This is a genomic window from Gilliamella sp. ESL0250 (genome assembly GCF_013345045.1).
Taxonomy (GTDB): domain Bacteria; phylum Pseudomonadota; class Gammaproteobacteria; order Enterobacterales; family Orbaceae; genus Gilliamella; species Gilliamella apicola_H.
Genome location: NZ_JAAEDV010000002.1, coordinates 226,431 through 243,595 on the forward strand (window position 1 = coordinate 226,431; position 17,165 = coordinate 243,595).

Annotated in this window: 19 protein-coding genes; 8 read left to right on the forward strand and 11 right to left on the reverse strand. The window is 35.9% G+C overall.

All coding sequences use genetic code 11. The annotated features are described in order from the left end of the window. Positions 1–88 precede the first annotated feature (88 nt). Positions 89–496 carry a lactoylglutathione lyase gene (gene gloA / locus GYY69_RS02870; RefSeq protein WP_174796332.1) on the forward strand — a complete coding sequence of 136 codons (408 nt, stop codon included), beginning with the start codon at positions 89–91 and terminating at the stop codon, positions 494–496. 48 nt (positions 497–544) lie between these two features. Here the strand turns inward: gloA and gmk are convergent, their stop codons facing one another. Next, on the reverse strand, positions 545–1,177 hold the full coding sequence (gene gmk, locus GYY69_RS02875; protein WP_174796333.1) for a guanylate kinase: 633 nt from the start codon (positions 1,175–1,177) through the stop codon (positions 545–547). 229 nt (positions 1,178–1,406) lie between these two features. Here gmk and GYY69_RS02880 point away from each other — a divergent pair, with 229 nt between their 5' ends. Together GYY69_RS02880 and GYY69_RS02885 are read left to right on the forward strand one after the other, a co-directional pair. Beyond that, entirely contained in the window at positions 1,407–2,102 is a 696-nt protein-coding gene (locus GYY69_RS02880; RefSeq protein ID WP_174796334.1) for an AzlC family ABC transporter permease, read from the forward strand. After that, positions 2,099–2,422, forward strand: a complete 324-nt coding sequence (locus GYY69_RS02885) for an AzlD domain-containing protein (protein WP_174796335.1) — start codon at positions 2,099–2,101, stop codon at positions 2,420–2,422. The genes GYY69_RS02880 and GYY69_RS02885 overlap by 4 nt, the downstream gene beginning before the upstream one ends. Positions 2,423–2,501: 79 nt before the next feature. Here the strand turns inward: GYY69_RS02885 and GYY69_RS02890 are convergent, their stop codons facing one another. From GYY69_RS02890 to GYY69_RS02925, 8 genes are all read right to left on the reverse strand, one after another. Continuing rightward, positions 2,502–3,401: a heme biosynthesis HemY N-terminal domain-containing protein gene (locus GYY69_RS02890; RefSeq protein ID WP_174796336.1), complete on the reverse strand. Its 900-nt coding sequence runs from the start codon at positions 3,399–3,401 to the stop codon at positions 2,502–2,504. Between the two features lie 10 nt (positions 3,402–3,411). After that, positions 3,412–4,881 (reverse strand): uroporphyrinogen-III C-methyltransferase, encoded by a 1,470-nt coding sequence (locus GYY69_RS02895; RefSeq protein WP_174796337.1) that lies wholly within the window; start codon positions 4,879–4,881, stop codon positions 3,412–3,414. Positions 4,882–5,123: 242 nt separating this feature from the next. Then, positions 5,124–5,852 carry a uroporphyrinogen-III synthase gene (locus GYY69_RS02900; RefSeq protein ID WP_174796338.1) on the reverse strand — a complete coding sequence of 243 codons (729 nt, stop codon included), beginning with the start codon at positions 5,850–5,852 and terminating at the stop codon, positions 5,124–5,126. Continuing rightward, on the reverse strand, positions 5,849–6,769 hold the full coding sequence (gene hemC, locus GYY69_RS02905) for a hydroxymethylbilane synthase (RefSeq protein ID WP_174796339.1): 921 nt from the start codon (positions 6,767–6,769) through the stop codon (positions 5,849–5,851). Before hemC ends, GYY69_RS02900 begins: the two co-directional genes overlap by 4 nt. Positions 6,770–6,891: 122 nt before the next feature. After that, complete coding sequence (purB, locus tag GYY69_RS02910; protein ID WP_174796340.1) at positions 6,892–8,259, reverse strand: adenylosuccinate lyase; 1,368 nt, start codon at positions 8,257–8,259, stop codon at positions 6,892–6,894. 47 nt (positions 8,260–8,306) lie between these two features. Continuing rightward, complete coding sequence (gene hflD, locus GYY69_RS02915) at positions 8,307–8,954, reverse strand: high frequency lysogenization protein HflD (protein WP_174796341.1); 648 nt, start codon at positions 8,952–8,954, stop codon at positions 8,307–8,309. Position 8,955: 1 nt separating this feature from the next. Next, entirely contained in the window at positions 8,956–10,074 is a 1,119-nt protein-coding gene (mnmA, locus tag GYY69_RS02920; RefSeq protein ID WP_174796342.1) for a tRNA 2-thiouridine(34) synthase MnmA, read from the reverse strand. A 276-nt stretch (positions 10,075–10,350) separates the two neighbouring features. Beyond that, positions 10,351–11,040: a LexA family transcriptional regulator gene (locus GYY69_RS02925; protein WP_174796343.1), complete on the reverse strand. Its 690-nt coding sequence runs from the start codon at positions 11,038–11,040 to the stop codon at positions 10,351–10,353. A 151-nt stretch (positions 11,041–11,191) separates the two neighbouring features. On the opposite strand from GYY69_RS02925, the gene GYY69_RS02930 reads away from it, so the two are divergent. After that, positions 11,192–11,428 (forward strand): helix-turn-helix domain-containing protein, encoded by a 237-nt coding sequence (locus GYY69_RS02930; protein ID WP_065637466.1) that lies wholly within the window; start codon positions 11,192–11,194, stop codon positions 11,426–11,428. Positions 11,429–11,481: 53 nt separating this feature from the next. Here the strand turns inward: GYY69_RS02930 and tpiA are convergent, their stop codons facing one another. Next, positions 11,482–12,246 carry a triose-phosphate isomerase gene (tpiA, locus tag GYY69_RS02935; protein ID WP_174796344.1) on the reverse strand — a complete coding sequence of 255 codons (765 nt, stop codon included), beginning with the start codon at positions 12,244–12,246 and terminating at the stop codon, positions 11,482–11,484. 100 nt (positions 12,247–12,346) lie between these two features. Between tpiA and zapB the strand changes: the two genes are divergently transcribed. From zapB to GYY69_RS02955, 4 genes are all read left to right on the forward strand, one after another. After that, positions 12,347–12,592 carry a cell division protein ZapB gene (gene zapB / locus GYY69_RS02940; RefSeq protein ID WP_160431283.1) on the forward strand — a complete coding sequence of 82 codons (246 nt, stop codon included), beginning with the start codon at positions 12,347–12,349 and terminating at the stop codon, positions 12,590–12,592. Positions 12,593–12,669: 77 nt separating this feature from the next. Then, a complete protein-coding gene (locus GYY69_RS02945) occupies positions 12,670–13,977 on the forward strand; it encodes a DUF2868 domain-containing protein (protein WP_174796345.1) in 1,308 nt (435 codons plus the stop codon). A gap of 1 nt (position 13,978) precedes the next feature. Next, the gene (locus tag GYY69_RS02950) at positions 13,979–15,337 is read left to right on the forward strand and encodes a DUF3482 domain-containing protein (RefSeq protein WP_174796346.1); all 1,359 of its coding nucleotides are present in this window, start codon (positions 13,979–13,981) and stop codon (positions 15,335–15,337) included. Then, positions 15,285–15,818: a C40 family peptidase gene (locus tag GYY69_RS02955; protein WP_174796347.1), complete on the forward strand. Its 534-nt coding sequence runs from the start codon at positions 15,285–15,287 to the stop codon at positions 15,816–15,818. The genes GYY69_RS02950 and GYY69_RS02955 overlap by 53 nt, the downstream gene beginning before the upstream one ends. 79 nt (positions 15,819–15,897) lie before the next feature. Here GYY69_RS02955 and GYY69_RS02960 read toward each other — a convergent pair whose 3' ends face one another. Further along, the gene (locus tag GYY69_RS02960) at positions 15,898–17,082 is read right to left on the reverse strand and encodes a pyridoxal phosphate-dependent aminotransferase (RefSeq protein ID WP_174796348.1); all 1,185 of its coding nucleotides are present in this window, start codon (positions 17,080–17,082) and stop codon (positions 15,898–15,900) included. Positions 17,083–17,165: the final 83 nt, after the last annotated feature.

The window sequence follows — 17,165 nt, forward strand, 5'->3', positions numbered from 1 at the left end:
CACTCAATCTTCAACAAAAATTTGCCTGTCTGAATACTAACGTATAAACTTAAATAAATTCTTAATCGTTATAAGGGACAATAAATCAATGCGTATATTACATACTATGATCCGAGTTGGCGATCTTCAGCGTTCAATTGATTTTTATACTCGTGTAATGGGAATGCGAGTGTTAAGAACTAGCGAAAACACGCAATACAAATATTCATTAGCCTTTGTGGGATATGGGGATGAAACAACCAGCTCAGTTATCGAGTTAACTTACAATTGGGGTACTGACAAATACGATCATGGTTCAGCATTTGGGCATATCGCTATTGGTGTTGATGATGTTGCAAAAATGTGCAATGACGTAAAACAAGCTGGAGGCAAAGTAACACGTGAAGCAGGACCAGTAAAAGGGGGGAAAACCATTATCGCTTTTGTTGAAGATCCTGATGGATATAAGCTAGAGTTGATTCAAAACGATCAGGCTGATAAAGCATTAGGTCATTAAGTTATCCTATTCATAATATCGCCGATCACTCGGCGATTATTTTGCACCTTAATTAAAATTATTCCCTAACAAATCTGCTAATAATTGCTTATTAATGATAGTTTGTTTTGGTTGTTCTAGGCTGGCAGCGGTAATTATCACACTCAAGGCGTGTAATGAGGTATCAAAATCGTCATTAATAATGACATAGTCATATTCGTTATAGTGCGAAATTTCGGCTTGTGCTTTTTGCATTCGTTTGGCAATCACACTACTGTCATCTTGACCGCGTTTAACTAGGCGATTTTCAAGTTCTTTTAGCGAAGGTGGTAAGATAAATATGCTTTTTGCTTGAGGCATTTTTTTGCGTACTTGCTGTGCACCTTGCCAATCAATATCTAAAAAGACATTAATCCCTTGTAATAGGCTTTGTTCGATTTCAGCTTTTGATGTGCCGTAATAGTGGTCAAATACGTTAGCATATTCGACAAATGCCTGCTGTTCAATTAAGGATTCAAAGTCTTTGTGATCTACAAAATAATAATGTTCGCCATGCGCTTCGCCAGGGCGAGGATTGCGCGTAGTATGCGAAATGGACACTTTGGCTTGATGATGGTTTTTTTGGGATAAGTAAGCTCGAATAAGACTTGATTTACCTGCACCACTTGGCGCAGAGATGATAAATAGAGTTCCTGTATACATAGATATGTTTGCCACGTTAATTGCTATGAAGTTATTTTTGTTGTCATTGATATTAGTTAAGCGATATTATAGCAAAATTTGGTAATATATTGTTGTTTATTGTGAGTTAAGTTATTTAATTTAGTGCATAAGTTTTAGTAAATAATAGACTCGAATAGTACGCTTTATTACATATATTGCAATATAAACAACGTTAATTTAAAGAATATTGTATCACCAAGGAATTCTTATGCCTTTGACCTTTAAAGATGGTGTTTATGCCTGTGTTCCAACTTTACTTGGCTATATTGGTATCGGTATCGCCGCCGGTGTGGTGGGTAAATCAGCTCATCTATCGGTATTAGAAGTGACATTATTAGCCATCATTGTTTATGCTGGTGCTGCACAATTTATTATTGCTGGATTAATGATGGTGGCGACACCCATTTCAGCTGTTATTTTTACGATTTTTTTGGTTAATTCACGTCATTTTTTAATGAGCATGGCAACTGCCCCAGCTTTTCGAAAATTCTCTTTATTCAATAATATTGGTATTGGTAGCTTATTGACTGACGAAAGTTTTGCTGTGGCAATGAATGCAATTACCAATAAAGTGCCTGTTAATGCTGCTTGGATGCATGGGCTTAATTTAACTGCTTATCTTACTTGGATTGTATCTTGTTTGCTGGGTGCTTTAATTGGTGAGTGGTTACCAGACCCAACTCAATTTGGCTTAGATTATGCTTTAGTGGCTATGTTTGTTGGTTTGCTTTATTTACAATTAATTGGTGATAAAAGCAAAAGTCTTAAAAACCGACTTTTAGCCATGTTAACCGTTGCTGTTATGTTGATTTTGTTAATGCGCTTTGTATCACCTGAAATGGCAATTTTAATCAGCACTTTTTGTGGTTGCTTTATGGGAATAGCAATGGAGCGTGATACATGACAATTTATAGTTTATTTATCATTTTAGGTTGTGGACTCGTAACATGGTTGCCAAGAGTCATGCCATTTATGTTAGTTCGAAAGTTTCAGTTACCTGATATTATCATTCGTTTTTTGTCGTACGTGCCTTTATGTATTTTAACTGCGCTATTTGTACAAAACCTATTTGTGGCAAAACAAGGGCAGTTTCCAGATTTTAATGTGGAATACTGTTTAGCAACAATTCCAACCGCAGTTGTTGCCTTTTTAACTAAGAACTTGATGTGCATTGTAGTTGCTGGTGTGTCCTTTATGGCGTTAATTCGTTATTTTATGGTTTGATTGAGCAATAACTGATTTTTAATGTTGTTTTGGCAAATTGTTATGTTGAGCAGGAGCAAAAACAGGGCAAATGCCCTGTTTATGTTCTTTCTTTTGCCTCAAGTTTGCTAATCGATTTTGATAGCTTTTTAGCTTCACTATCTTGTCCCAGTTGTTGAAGATAGTTGGCCATTGCTTTTTGATAAGTAATATTATTCAAAATAGCCCTTGGTTGTGAATTCCACCATTTTACGAGTGTTTGTTCATCACCGTTAGTCGCTAATTGCTCGATTCGACCAATATAAGCTGTTTGTTTAAACTGATCTAATTGGGATTCGCTATACACTTTAGCTTTGTACATTGCAGGCAATAGGTCAATAATTGCTTGGTAGTCACTTATTTCATAATAAAGTTGATTTGCCAATTTAAGTACTTCAACATGACGAGGTTTTTCGTTTAGTAACTGATCTAACGTTATTCGAGCAGCAGTGTATTCACGGTTTTTTAGTTGCAATCGAATTTGTACTAATTGGAAGGCAAATAACGCTTTAGGTTGACAATTTCTAGCGGCTTGTTCAAGTGATTGATTGGCCTTAATGAATTCATTATTATCGATTTGGGTTTGTGCGGCAAGCAAATATGATAAGGTGGTATTTTTTGCCCCTTTAGCACTTTTGAGAAAGAGTTTAGCCGCTTGTTGGTAATCACCCTCTAGCAATAACATTTGCGCTTGTTCTATGCGTTTTATCGATTTTTGAGGTGACTTTAAGCGTAACCAATTGCCTAACGCCGTTTTGGAGTTAAATATTTTGTTAAAAAAACAATAAATTAAATAAAGACATAGCAGGCCAATTAATTCGAGAATGATAAATGAATAAAATGACATACTGACACGATACCTAGCAAATTCAAATACCGCTGAGCCTTGGTGTCCTTGCAATAATGGTCCCAAAAAGAATCCGCCCACTAACACTAAGAAAATAATTAGTATTTTTATCATTATTATTCTCCTATTTTGTCAACGTCGAGCGAACACGGGTTTGCATTAGTTTTTCAAGCTCGCCAATGCTAGTTAGGTTGTCTGGTACGTTTTGATTGCTGATGGGTTGATTTTGCAAATTATCAAGCTCATCAATGAAGGCTTTAACGCTTGGTGCATTTCCATCAAAATAAGCATTCCCCCAAATTGCAGCATCATTAAGCGCACGTTGATAAATGAGATCTTGATGTCTTGGCACTGCTTGTGCGGCAATCAGTAGTCGGAAGCGAATGTTTTCGCGTAAATAAAGTGACTGTTCTAAACTCAATGGCGCTTTTAATATTTGGCATTTGGCAATTTGTTTTTCATCTTTTTCCGCTTGTTCTAAGCACGCTTTAAAGTTGTTATCTTTATCGTCAAGCTTTTCAATGGTAATAAATTTATCCACAAAGGTTTTGGCACTAGTTAATAAATTACTCGACCAATTATTGACCGATGATGATACATCATTATTAAACTTATCAGTTGCATTGTGCGCTCGGGCTTGCTGATTGCTACCTGCATCTGCCTTTTCTGTTTGAGCGTCATTGGTTTGTGTACTCGTAGTATCTTCGTTATATAAGGTCATGCCAAGATCGATATCTTTATAATTACCCACTAAAGGTAATTCGGTAAGCGATTCAGATAAACCAATGAGTTTCATAATAATGCCATCAGTATCAATAAAACTTACTTGAGCAAGCGAATTGATATCTTTACTAATGGCTTGTCGTGCTGGTAATAGGCTCGGGTCATCAGCTTGGGCTAGGCTTTCGTCGGCACTTTTTAGAAGTAATCGAGCTGATGTGTAATCTTGGTCATTCCAAATTTTTCGGCCTGCTAAATGTACTAAATAATTTGCTTGTGAAATTAGCCAGACATGGTGATCAGTCGTTGACATGGCAGATAAACGTTCGTTAATGCTTTGTAGACTGTGTTCGGTAAGTTTTGAAGTATCATTTATTTGATTACTTAATTGTTGTTGTATTTTTTGCTGATCACTAAGCTCACGATCAACGCGTTGTTCTAACAAATTGAATTGCTGATTTTGTTTATTAACAGCGTCGGTAATGCTATTTTGTAAATCAGTTGTTATACTTTGCTTAGTTGTCTGTTTTAAATTGGCCAGTTCAGTTTGCAAAGTTGAGATGGTCTTTTTTTGTGCCTCAACTTGCTTGTGACCATAATAAAAACCAAAGCCACCTAAACAAGCGGTTAATGCTATAGCTATAATAGAGAGTTTTGAAATAGGCGCTTTGCTTGTATTATCGGCGTGGTTGCTATTATTGGCTTGTGGACGAGCTTTAGATTCCACTGCTGGACTAGATTGTGTATTTTCTTTATTTTTTGTGTCTTCTTTCATAGTCTTATTCGCTTCATTTTGAATGGCTACTGGTTGACTAAATGAAGTTGTGCTTATTGTTGACAGTGTTGCATTAGCACCATAATATCTTGGTGGCATAAATGACCTCATTTAGATTTATTTGAAATTTATATAGGCATTATGACATAGAGTTAATATTGTTTTAAATAAATTTTAATGATTGTCTTAATAAGCAAGTATCATAGACTACTCTTAGGTCGGTTATTACTATCAATTTAAGTAAATTCACCCATCAGTTTTTAATTTCTATCATATGCTTAGCCTTGAACATCATTTTCTTTCAATACTGACCAATAATTTACTTTCCGAACCTATTTAAATTATTCGGTTATACCGTAGTTTACCGTTACAGCCTCAAAAAGTTTTTGATTATTTGCGCTATTGACCAGTAGAATTTTTTGCCATTTGAGTTGTTTGGCTTTTGCAAAGATTCGTTGACTGGTTACAACAAGATTAGCCTGTGTTTTATGTTCAAGATTGCTATATAATTCAAGTTGGATTAAGTGTTCTAGGCTAGTAATAATGATGATTTGCTTTTCAACATTGCTGGATAGTATATTTAGTGAGTAGTGGATGGGTTTACGGCGGTAACAGGTTATTGATTTAACCTTGGCTGCTCGACTAGTTAGTTTTTGCGTGAGTAATTGCCGACCTGCATTACCGCATAAAATCAAAATAGTGTGGTGTTGTACAGATTCTTGTTGGAGTTCAGCTAATAAGCCTTCGCTATTTTCTATATTGGGATAATTGACTTTAGCAGTGGTAAATTGGTTAAATAATTGTGCTGACTTTTTACCTATCGCATAATAACGCAGGCTAGTCGGTAATATTAGATTGGAAAGGTAAGTGTTAATAACATGTGTTACTTGTGGTGAAACAACGATGACAATGTCGTTGGGTAAAAGTTGATTCAGTTGCTCTTGTAAATTGAGCAGATCATCACCTTGAGAAATATTAAATAATGGCAGATGTTGTGCTGACAGGTTTGTTTGATTAAATAGTTGGGTAAGCTTTTCACCCTCAGGAGAGGGCCTAGTGACATAAATCATCCGCCATTCAATTCCTGTAATATTGCTTTTGCACCTTGTTCTAATAAGCGTTTTGCTAGTTCTTGCCCTAACTTTTCGGCCTCTGATATATCACCTGTTAATGCGGCTTTGATTATTTTAGAACCATCAATGCGCCCAACAAGACCTTGTAATGATAAGATATCATTATTTAATTGGCTATAACAAGCAATAGGCACTTGGCAACCGCCCTGTAATGTTTTATTCATTGCTCTTTCTGCTTGGATACAAACTCGGCTATTTTTGTCATCAAGCACTGAAAGAATATTTAATATTTGCTTGTCATCTGTTCGAGTTTCTATACCAATTGCACCTTGTCCGACAGCCGGTAAAATTAAGCTGGTCTCAATATACTGTTTGATTCTGTCTTCTAATGCTAGACGTTTTAAACCAACTGAGGCTAAAATGATGGCATCATATTCGTTATTATCAAGCTTAGCTAAGCGAGTACCAACATTGCCTCGAAGATCTTTAATTTGTAAATGGGGGTATTTTGCTCGTAACTGACATTGACGTCGTAAACTTGATGTGCCAATTACCGCTCCATTTGGTAGTTCATCTAGATTTGAATACTTGTTTGAAATAAATGCATCACGTACATCATCTCGCTTACAAATTGTCGCAAGTGTTAGCCCTTCAGGAAACTCTGCTGGAATGTCTTTTATTGAGTGGACCGCAATATCCGCTTCACTATTTAATATGGCTTGTTCTAGTTGTTTAACAAAAAGACCTTTTCCACCAATTTTTGATAGTGGGCTATCAAGTAATATATCGCCTTGTGTAACTATCGGTATTAGTTCTACAGTTAAATTTTTGTGTGCCAGTAATAGGTTTTGTTTAACAAAATTAGCTTGCCATAATGCTAAGGGGCTTTTTCGAGTTGCAATGCGGATCTTCAATTATATTTTCCTATTTTATACAAATAATGCACTTTTATTGAGTTGGATAAATGTGCTTATCATCGTCGCCTGAAAGATTAGCTGTAATCAAGTTCAGGCTAACTATGAGATTTAAGTCAGTATTATAGTTTATCAACAAAATGGGCTGCATAACCAATATAGTTAGCTGGTGTTAATTGCTTTAATCGTGATTTTTCATCTTCTGGTAAATCTAGTGAGTCAATAAATTGTTTCATTCCCTCTGCATCAACACGTTTGCCACGTGTTAATTCTTTCAATTTTTCGTATGGCTTTTCAATACTGTAACGGCGCATGACGGTTTGGATTGGTTCGGCTAATACTTCCCAGTTGCGTTCAAGTTCTTCAAGTAAATAGGCTTCGTTGACTTCAAGCTTGTTTAATCCTTTTAAAGTTGATTGATAAGCAATAATGGCATAACCGATACCCACGCCCAGATTTCGTAAAACAGTAGAGTCGGTCAAATCGCGTTGCCAGCGGGAAATCGGTAATTTGCTGCCTAAATGATTCATGATTGCATTGGCAATCCCTAAGTTGCCTTCAGAATTTTCAAAATCAATTGGGTTAACTTTGTGTGGCATGGTTGAAGATCCTATTTCACCAGCAACAGTTTTTTGTTTAAAGTGATTTAATGAAATATATCCCCAGATATCTCGATCAAAATCGATAACAATGGTATTAAATCGCGCCACACAATCAAAAAATTCGGCAATATAATCATGGGGTTCAATTTGTGTGGTATAAGGATTCCATTTTAACCCTAATGAACTGACAAACTCCTCACTCAGTTGATGCCAATTTACTTGTGGATAAGCCACCATATGCGCGTTGTAATTTCCAGTTGCGCCATTAATTTTACCCAGTATATCAACCGATTGTAGTTGCTTTAATTGGCGTTTTAGGCGATAAGCGACATTGGCAAACTCTTTACCAATAGTTGATGGCGTAGCAGGTTGACCATGTGTTCTTGAAAGCAGCGGTAAATCACGATAGGCTTTGGCTTGTGAGGTGATTTTGTCAATCAGTTTATTCCAATAGGGCAGTAAAACGGTATCTCTGGCTGTTTTTAGCATTAACGCATAAGATAAGTTGTTAATATCTTCTGATGTGCAGGCAAAATGGATAAATTCATTAATGGTGTGTAATTCTTTATTTGTGCTAACTTTTTCTTTTAAAAAATATTCCACTGCTTTGACATCGTGATTCGTAGTTCTTTCAATTTCTTTAATGCGATTTGCATCTTGCTCATTAAATTGATCTACAATTTGATTAAGATGATTGATGGCTGATTGACTTAACGCTGGAACTTCTAAAATATCTGCTTGTGAGGCTAACTTTTGTAACCAACAAACCTCGACCTGGACGCGGTATTTTAATAAACCATATTCGCTAAAAATAGAGCGTAACTCTGTTGTTTTGTCGCCATAACGTCCATCAATTGGTGAAAGGGCAGTAAGTGCAGATAATTCCATCGGTTTAACTCCGTTGCTATTTTGAAATATCAATTATAAAGTGTAAATTAGTTTGCGCGATTAATTTGGTCTAATAGTTGCTGTGCAGCATTACAAATACGTTTACGGCAAAAAATAAACTGAAAGCGACTACCGCCAACTTGATACCATAAAATGGCCGATCGAACACACCCCAAAAGTGCCGTTCTTACTTCAGCTTGTACTGTCGAGTTTTGTAAAAATTCGACTTTGCCAATAACTTTGATTTTCGTTGATATTGGGCTGATAATATCTGAATAAATTCCCGCTAATGAGTAAGATAGATCATTAACATGAGCGCTGACAGTTTCATCATTCATCTCTAAATAAAGTCCTGCGATGCGTTTTAATCGCTGGTCTATCTTATCTAATGCGTCATTATTTTTTAATAATTTGCTTGTAATACTAAGCGTGCCAAACAGGTAACGAATTATTTGCATTTGTTCTTTTTGACCAGACGATAATAGTTGTATTAGCGTTTGTAATCCTGTTTTGATATTTTCAATACCATCATAGACATCGGCCGTTGTTGTTGGCGAGGTTTTAAATACACTTTTTATTGTTTGTTCATAAAGCATGGTACTGCAAGCGCCTGTGTTAGCTAGTTGGGGCACTAATATGGCACTTTGTGCAACACCAGCAAGAGCGATAGCAATATGATGATATTTATTATTCACTTTAGTACTCCTTATTGCTTTTAATTCTTTCTTCTATAATACCACCACCAAGGCAGACTTCATCCTTATAAAAGACAGCAGATTGGCCAGGTGTAACAGCTGCAACAGAATTATCAAACATAACTTTGATTTTGTCATCGCCTAATGGGATAACTTGGCAAGCGATATCTTGTTGGCGATAGCGCGTTTTTACGGTACAACTAAATGGTTTGGTCACTACTTTACGGTCAACCCAATGGAGTTGCTGAGCAATCAATCCATCAGAAAATAGCGCGGGATGATCATGACCTTGTGCCACAATCAGTTCGTTATTGGTAAGATCTTTGTCAACTACGTACCATGGTGTGTCATCGGCTTGTTTTAAGCCACCAATACCTAGCCCTTTACGTTGCCCTAATGTGTGATACATCAGACCTTGATGTTGACCGATGACTTTGCCATCAACAGTGCGAATATTGCCTGATTGCGCTGGTAAATATCGCGCTAAAAAGTCACTAAATTTACGTTCACCAATAAAACAGATGCCCGTTGAGTCTTTTTTAGCTGCGGTAGCTAAGCCAAGCTGTTGTGCAATTCTACGCACCTCTGGTTTTTCTAGTTCACCAACCGGAAACAAGCTTTGACTCACTTGTGCTTCACTTAAGGTATAAAGAAAGTAACTCTGATCTTTGTTAGTATCGATGCCACGTAATAATTCAACCTTGTCGCCTATTTGACGTTTACGGACATAATGCCCTGTGGCAATAAAGTCAGCTGCAAGATCTTCTGCTGCATATTCTAAAAAAGCTTTAAATTTAATTTCTTTATTACATAAAATATCAGGGTTTGGCGTTCGACCTGCTTTATATTCAGATAGAAAATGTTCAAATACATTATCCCAATATTCAGCTGCAAAATTTATAGTATGTAATTTAATATTCAATTTATCACACACTGCTTGCGCATCCGCTAAGTCTATAGCGGCTGAACAATATTCTTCTGTGTCGTCTTCTTCCCAATTTTTCATAAATAATCCAACAACTTCATATCCTTGTTGTTGTAATAAATAAGCCGAGACAGAAGAATCCACGCCACCAGACATACCGACAACGACTTTTTTTTGAGTTTTTATATTTGGCATAATGATTGTATTAATAGGTAAAATTAATAAAAAATTTGGAGTTAATTTTAGCATAACTACGGAAAAAAGCATAAAGTTATGCGGATAGCGATCGCTGTATTGATTTTTTATTTAAATTAACTTTACATTAAATTTATACTAAAACGCATAGTTTCCTGAAACTTTTTTACATTTTTTTAGTTTTGATTTTCGTGTAAAAAAACGAATTTTCGCAAGTTAAAACAGCTTTATCAGTCAAAACTGATAAAGCTGTTATTATTAAAGGTGAAATGGGGCTTAGTTAAGATCTTTTAAAAGATAAATAACAAGTCCAATAATTTTAAAGTTTTGTGATTCATTCTTCTCACCAATAATAGCTGGGTACTTAGGATTATCACAAAGTAATACCAAATTAACACCTTGATTTTGAATTCGTTTAATACAGATTTGATCTTCATATTCAACAGCATACAAATAGCCATCAATCGGTTTGTGATGGGCTTTATTGATAATTAGGATATCATGATTTGATATCGTGGGTTCCATGCTGTCGCCTTTTGCCCAAACCGCAGTTAAGTCTTCGTGATTGCAACCTAGATGTTTTATTAAGGTAATTTCGAACGGAATGGATTCTATTTGGGAATAAGATTTACTTGTTTCGTTCAATTGATGAAATGGAATATAAACTGAATTCCGGCCTCCAGATTCAGATAATAAGCGGCATTCTCCTTTGCCTGTCACTAACCACTCAATAGGTACATCACATTTTTGGGCAATAATGGCCAGTCTATTTAAGGCCGGATAGGTTTTGCCAGATAAGTAATCACGTATTACCGCTTCTGACATTCCGACTTTTTTGGCGAAAGCATTTCCTGATGCACCTTCTAATACTAAGTTTAATCTATCCCTAAAATGAATTACCCCTGTCTCGGTTAATATGCGCGTTTTTTCAAATTCATCTTGTTTTTTTACATTGTTTTTAGTCATTTTTTATTCCGTTACTTGTATTCTTTTTGCTTTTGTTATTTTAATTCGTTTTTTTATGTGATATCCTTTGCTAGTGATTTCTTATATTTTAAGTATTGTAATACCGATAATCTTTACAATAGCAAGAGTTTAACTAATAGAGGATCTCATAATGAGAGAACAAGATCAAGACTGGACTCCATCTAGAGTCGTAGGTGAAATTAAAATCAGAGGCGGAAATTTAAGGGCATTATCGAGAGCCAGCGGCTTGCAGGCGGATACGTTGAGAAACGCATTGTATCGACATTGCCCTAAGTATGAGCGAATAATTTCTGATTATTTGCAAGTTCCTGCTGAGAAAATTTGGCCATCACGCTATCAGCCAAAAGCTAAAATTGAAATTAACTAGGAAAATGAAAAGACGCTAATAAGCGTCTTTTTATTATTGGCTATGTTTGTGATTTATTTTTTAGCTTGTTCAGCAGCTTTAACGATTGCGGCAAAAGCATCGGCTTTTAATGATGCTCCACCAACTAATGCGCCATCAATATCTGGCTGAGTAAATAGTTCGGCTGCATTTTTATCATTAACAGAACCACCATATTGAATGATCACTTGTTGTGCTACCTTTGCATCTTGTTTGGCAATATGATCGCGAATAAATTTGTGGACTGCTTGCGCCTGTGCTGGGGTTGCAGATTTACCAGTTCCAATAGCCCAAACTGGTTCATAAGCAATAATAGCACCGTTAAATGCTTGAACGCCAAGCGCTTTAATAACTGCATCAATTTGACGTGCGCAAACTGCTTGTGTTTGACCTGCTTCGTTTTCGGCTTCGGTTTCACCAATACATAATACAGGCACTAAACCCGCCTCTTTAATTACACCAAACTTTTTAGCAATAAATTCATCAGATTCTTTGTGATAAGTGCGACGTTCAGAATGACCAATGATAATGTGAGTTACGCCAACTTCTTTGAGCATATTGACTGATACTTCACCAGTAAAAGCACCCGATAAGTTAACTCCTACATCTTGTGCACCTAAAATAATATTAGACTTATCTAATTGATGTTTGACAAAGTCTAAATAAACAACTGGTGGGGCGATGGCTACATCGCATTGAGTATTGGTTGATAGCTCATTTTTTAGCTCTGCCACTAAGTTTTTTGACATTTCAATACTACCATTGAGTTTCCAGTTACCCATAACGAGAGGTTTTCGCATAATTTTCTCCAACTTAAGATTTAAAAAGGTGTTGATTTCAGAATGAATTGGTTATAATACTATCTATTATACATCAAATAAATTGAGCTTGAGGAAAAATATGTCATTAGAAATATTAAATCAATTAGAAAGTCGAATCCAACATACAATTAATACTATCACTACATTACAACAAGAGATTGCTACTTTAAAGCAAGGTAATCAAGAGTTGGAGCAACTAATTAATGATAGTTCTGATGAAATGAAAGTGTTACGCGACGAAAACGAAAAACTAAAACAAGATCAGCAAGTATGGCAACAACGTATTCAAACTTTACTAAGCAAGATTGGTGAAATAACACAGTAATTGATTCGATTTTTTAACGCGACTTAGGTCGCGTTTCTTTTATATTATATTCATCATAATGGCGAAGATTAAATCTAATGCGACAAAAGCTAAAATCACTCTGGCTGACCGAAACCATCCATTTAATTGAAACTGAGTCTGGACGATTTGCCGACCAAGACATTAACCGACAAGTAAGAGCAGAACAAATATCGCTTACAGATCGAATTGTGATGCGAGCAACCATGTTGTCTAAACAAAATGGGCTATATTCGGCGCAAAAAGTACTGCTGCGATCTGTTAAATTCTCTTTTGTGCTATTGTTGTTATTATCAGTGTTTTTGGGGAGCTCTTTAGCATTGGGGGCGTTAAGCCAAAATCCAATCAATTTGTATTGGGCACTTTTTAGCTTATTAGGTGTGCATCTAATTACATTATCTATTTGGTTTGGTTCGTTCTTATTTTTTGCTAATTTTGGTGGCAGTTTATTGATTCACTGTTGGTTATGGTTAGCTAAAAAACTCTCTCAAAAAAAGACAGTCCAGCAACTTATACCTGCGTTTGTTGAGCTGTTTGGAACGCACATTCGTTGGCTTATCGGTTTTGTGCTTAATCTGTTTTGGACTGTGATCTTAAGTAGTTCGTTATTGGTGTTAGTTGTGCTATTTTCAACCAAGCATTATAGCTTTGAATGGCAAACAACGCTGCTTAGTTCTGATACTGTGATTGCTTTAACTCACTATTTAGGTTACTTTCCGTCATTATTTGGTTTTGAAATTCCTAAGGACGAAGTCATAAAGCTAAGCGAACATGCGCTAAGCGCTGGTGAAGTACGTTCATCATGGGCTGTTTGGTTGCTTGGCGTGTTTATTGTCTATGGCTTGGTGGTACGATTTTTATGTATGGTATTTTGTGGTGTTAATTGGTTGGTTAGTTGCCGCCAAATTACGCTAAATACTGCACACCCTGATTATCAGATATTAGCAAATCAATTACAGCCACTGTTTGTTAAGATTGAGGATGCAGATAAATTTGGTAGTACCAGCAATCAATGGTATTTACCAATACATTCAATTGAAAACGGCGAGGGTGCATTTTTGATTGCCATAGATGTGCAAGAAAGTTGGCATTATCCAGAATCTGTTTCATTTTTAGGTTTTTTAAATACTCGTGAGCAGCGTAGTAAGATTTTAGATTATTTACAATTGACACCAGCTAAAAAACTGTTAATAGCGATTGATACCGATAGATCGCCCGATCGGGGATTATTGAATTTTATTCATCAGTTGATTAATAAATCACAGCAAACTCGTATTTGGTTTATTAATCAAGGCAAACAGTATCATAATTGGCAATTGCTATCTTTTCAGTTAGCTCAACCTGATTGGCTAAGCGAGGACCTTTAATATGTTATCAACGTTAAAATTAGCAGTGGTGGGTCATGCTAATGTTGGCAAAACGTCGTTACTTCGTACTTTGATTCGTAACAGTCATTTTGGTCATGTGTCTGATAGCCCCGGTACTACAAGACATGTTGAATCAATAACATTGCCACTTGAACATAATAAATCGATTGTTTTTTATGATACCCCGGGGTTAGAAGACAGTTTAGCGCTTTATGATTATATTAACCAACTTGTTCCCGCTAATTCAAAACTTGATGGTATTGATAAATTAACATATTTTTTACAAAGTCCAGAATCCGAAAACGTATTTAATCAAGAAGCTAAAGTTATCAGGCAATTGTTAAATAGCGATGCAGCCATTTATGTCATTGATGCACGCGAGCCAGTATTGGCCAAGTATCACGATGAATTAGCTATTTTAGCCAATAGTGATAAACCCATATTAGCCGTTTTAAATTTTATCTCTGATAGCGATCAGAATGAAAAGGAATGGAAAAAGTTACTGTCACGCATTGGGATTCATGCTATCATACGCTTCGATGCTATATTTCCTCCCCTAGATGGTGAGGAGCGTTTATATCATAGCCTTGCTTTACTGGTTGAGCCAGCTAAAGAAATATTAGATAATTGGCTAGATAAAATCGCACAAATTCGCGAATCTCGCAATCAAACCGCAAATCAAATTATTGCTGAAACTCTTGTTGATGTCACGGCCTTTTACGAAATGGCTAAATTAAATGACAATCAAGCAATTACTGATATGCAAAATAAAGTCAGAAAGCGAGAACAAATAGCGATCAACGAATTACTAAAGTTGTATCAATTCGATTCAACTCAAGAGAGTGAAGAAAATTTGCCTTTAATCAAAGGCCGTTATAATGCTGACCTTTTTAATGTTGATGCATTAAAAACGATGGGTATCCATTTGACTAAAGGCTTTGTGTCTGGCGCAACGATAGGTGCAAGTATTGACTTAGCAACCGGAGGAATTTCGCTAGGCTCGGCTGCGTTAATTGGCGCAGCTGTGGGTAGTTTAATGCAAACTGCAAAACATTATGGTGCTAGAATGCGGTATCAGCTTTCTGGTTATAGTAAATTAAGTGTTGATGATGTTATTATTTGTTTTCTTTCTTTGCGATTAATTCGCCTAAAAGAAAGTCTAAATCATCGCAGCCATGCGGACATGAGTCCTGTTAAATTATCTAAATTAGATAAAAGTGAATGGGAAAAGGGAATATTACCTAAAAGCTTAAAGGTAGCAAGACGTTATTCGCATTGGTCGACTTTAAATAAAGGAATAAAAAGAAATGACAAAAAAAGACAATCGACTATTAGGGACGTTGCTGAGCAATTGCATTAATTTACAGCAACTTTTTTTAATAACTACGTTGATCTTTTCTATCCTTATGTTATTTGGTTGTAGTACTAGCCAAGGTCAAGTTGCTGTTAAGAGCAGTAAACCTAGCCCAACTATGTTAGCTAAAATAGAATCTCACTATAAAAAATGGCAAAATACGCCATATCGTTATGGAGGTACAACTTTAGCGGGTAGTGACTGTTCTGCTTTGGTAATGAACTTTTTCAAAAATAAACTTTCAAAAACTTTACCGAGAAGTGCTGCAGAGCAAGCTAAATTAGGTGTCAAGGTGAAGAAGCCTAAAGCAGGCGATTTGGTGTTCTTTAAAACCGGTCGTAGCCGTAGTGGTTTACATGTAGGTATTTACTATGCAGATGGTAAATTTTTGCATGCTTCAACGTCGAAAGGGGTTACCTATTCTAACTTAAATGAAAGCTACTGGAAGAAACATTACTGGATGACACGCCGTTTAACTGGTAGCTAACATTGAGATTTATCTAGTATTTAAATTAAAGCGTTCTTAATTTAATCGATTTAGAGCGCTTTAATTATTAGTTTATGATTCAAATTATCGCTTTATCTCTTAATTCACGCATTACATTTGCGACATAAAGCATTTCGCCCGGTGTGCCGAGTGATATACGACACCAATTGGTCGCAGGGGGAAAATCTCGACCGACTAATATAAATTTATGTTTCATTAATTCACGATAATCATTTAACTTGATAGGTACTTTATGAAACATAAAATTAGTTTCTGATTTAAGATAATGTAGTCCCAACTCTGACAATACTTTTTCCATAATCTCGCGTGACACATCAACCACTTTTTTGGAGTAGGTCAAATATTGAGTATCATTTATCGATGCTAACGCAGCACAAACACCACAATAGTTGAGTTTTTCACCTGCTACATACTGCGCTATATTTTCAATGTTTTCATCAGTACTTACAACGTAGCCTACACGTAAGCCAGCCATAGCATGAATTTTAGAAAATGTTTTAAGTAATACAATGTTTTTATATCCTTGTGTAATAAATTTGTCTGCTGATTCAAAATTAGGATCATTAACAAATTCAGCATATGCTTCGTCGAAAATAAAGATTGTGTTTTTAGGTTTACTTGATATCCATGATTCGATCTCATTAATGCCAAACACAGTCGAAGTTGGATTATTTGGATTAACTAAATAAACAATAGAAAATCCTTGATAGTCTTCAACCGCTTTTTTTAAGCCTGTGATATCAATTTTCCAATCGGATAAACATGGAACTTTGGTTATTTTTAAATTAAAAATTTTAGCAAAATGCTCGCCATCACCATAGGTAAGTTCCGGTATAACTAATTGCGTATTAGGTTTGATAAAAGCAGAAATAGTACTACGGATACCTTCTGATGATCCCGCTGTTAAAAGGATTTGCTTTTCACTAACATGGTGATGTTGCGCCAATGCTTTATTTAATAGCGGCATTTCAGCTTTTGCATATCTATTAGCTTTAGGAACAGCATCAATGGCAGCTTGCTTAGCACTTGGTGACATGCCTAGTGTATTTTCGTTAAAGTTAAGTCGAACAGGATTAGTAGCATCTGGCGTGACAACTTTATTCACCATGGGTAGTGAGAATGAGATTGTTTTTTGTACATTTTGTGCATACGCTTTTGCTAGCAGTTGATTAACCGATAATCCAGCTATTGCTGCACTTGAAAATGTGATTAATTTTCTTCTACTGATATTTAAGTTAGACATCATGATTCACCTCATGTTTAATTGATCCTTATTGGGTCAATTATTAATTAAGCAAAAATAATACCAAGTTTTTAATGTTCAAT

Excerpts from the sequence above, each read along its gene's own strand:
- gloA (WP_174796332.1), top strand. The coding sequence starts at position 89 with ATGCGTATATTACATACTATGATCCGAGTTGGCGATCTTCAGCGTTCA.
- gmk (WP_174796333.1), bottom strand. The coding sequence starts at position 1,177 with ATGTATACAGGAACTCTATTTATCATCTCTGCGCCAAGTGGTGCAGGT.
- GYY69_RS02880 (WP_174796334.1), top strand. The coding sequence starts at position 1,407 with ATGCCTTTGACCTTTAAAGATGGTGTTTATGCCTGTGTTCCAACTTTA.
- GYY69_RS02885 (WP_174796335.1), top strand. The coding sequence starts at position 2,099 with ATGACAATTTATAGTTTATTTATCATTTTAGGTTGTGGACTCGTAACA.
- GYY69_RS02890 (WP_174796336.1), bottom strand. The coding sequence starts at position 3,401 with ATGATAAAAATACTAATTATTTTCTTAGTGTTAGTGGGCGGATTCTTT.
- GYY69_RS02895 (WP_174796337.1), bottom strand. The coding sequence starts at position 4,881 with ATGCCACCAAGATATTATGGTGCTAATGCAACACTGTCAACAATAAGC.
- GYY69_RS02900 (WP_174796338.1), bottom strand. The coding sequence starts at position 5,852 with ATGATTTATGTCACTAGGCCCTCTCCTGAGGGTGAAAAGCTTACCCAA.
- purB (WP_174796340.1), bottom strand. The coding sequence starts at position 8,259 with ATGGAATTATCTGCACTTACTGCCCTTTCACCAATTGATGGACGTTAT.
- mnmA (WP_174796342.1), bottom strand. The coding sequence starts at position 10,074 with ATGCCAAATATAAAAACTCAAAAAAAAGTCGTTGTCGGTATGTCTGGT.
- GYY69_RS02925 (WP_174796343.1), bottom strand. The coding sequence starts at position 11,040 with ATGACTAAAAACAATGTAAAAAAACAAGATGAATTTGAAAAAACGCGC.
- GYY69_RS02930 (WP_065637466.1), top strand. The coding sequence starts at position 11,192 with ATGAGAGAACAAGATCAAGACTGGACTCCATCTAGAGTCGTAGGTGAA.
- tpiA (WP_174796344.1), bottom strand. The coding sequence starts at position 12,246 with ATGCGAAAACCTCTCGTTATGGGTAACTGGAAACTCAATGGTAGTATT.
- zapB (WP_160431283.1), top strand. The coding sequence starts at position 12,347 with ATGTCATTAGAAATATTAAATCAATTAGAAAGTCGAATCCAACATACA.
- GYY69_RS02945 (WP_174796345.1), top strand. The coding sequence starts at position 12,670 with ATGCGACAAAAGCTAAAATCACTCTGGCTGACCGAAACCATCCATTTA.
- GYY69_RS02950 (WP_174796346.1), top strand. The coding sequence starts at position 13,979 with ATGTTATCAACGTTAAAATTAGCAGTGGTGGGTCATGCTAATGTTGGC.
- GYY69_RS02955 (WP_174796347.1), top strand. The coding sequence starts at position 15,285 with ATGACAAAAAAAGACAATCGACTATTAGGGACGTTGCTGAGCAATTGC.
- GYY69_RS02960 (WP_174796348.1), bottom strand. The coding sequence starts at position 17,082 with ATGTCTAACTTAAATATCAGTAGAAGAAAATTAATCACATTTTCAAGT.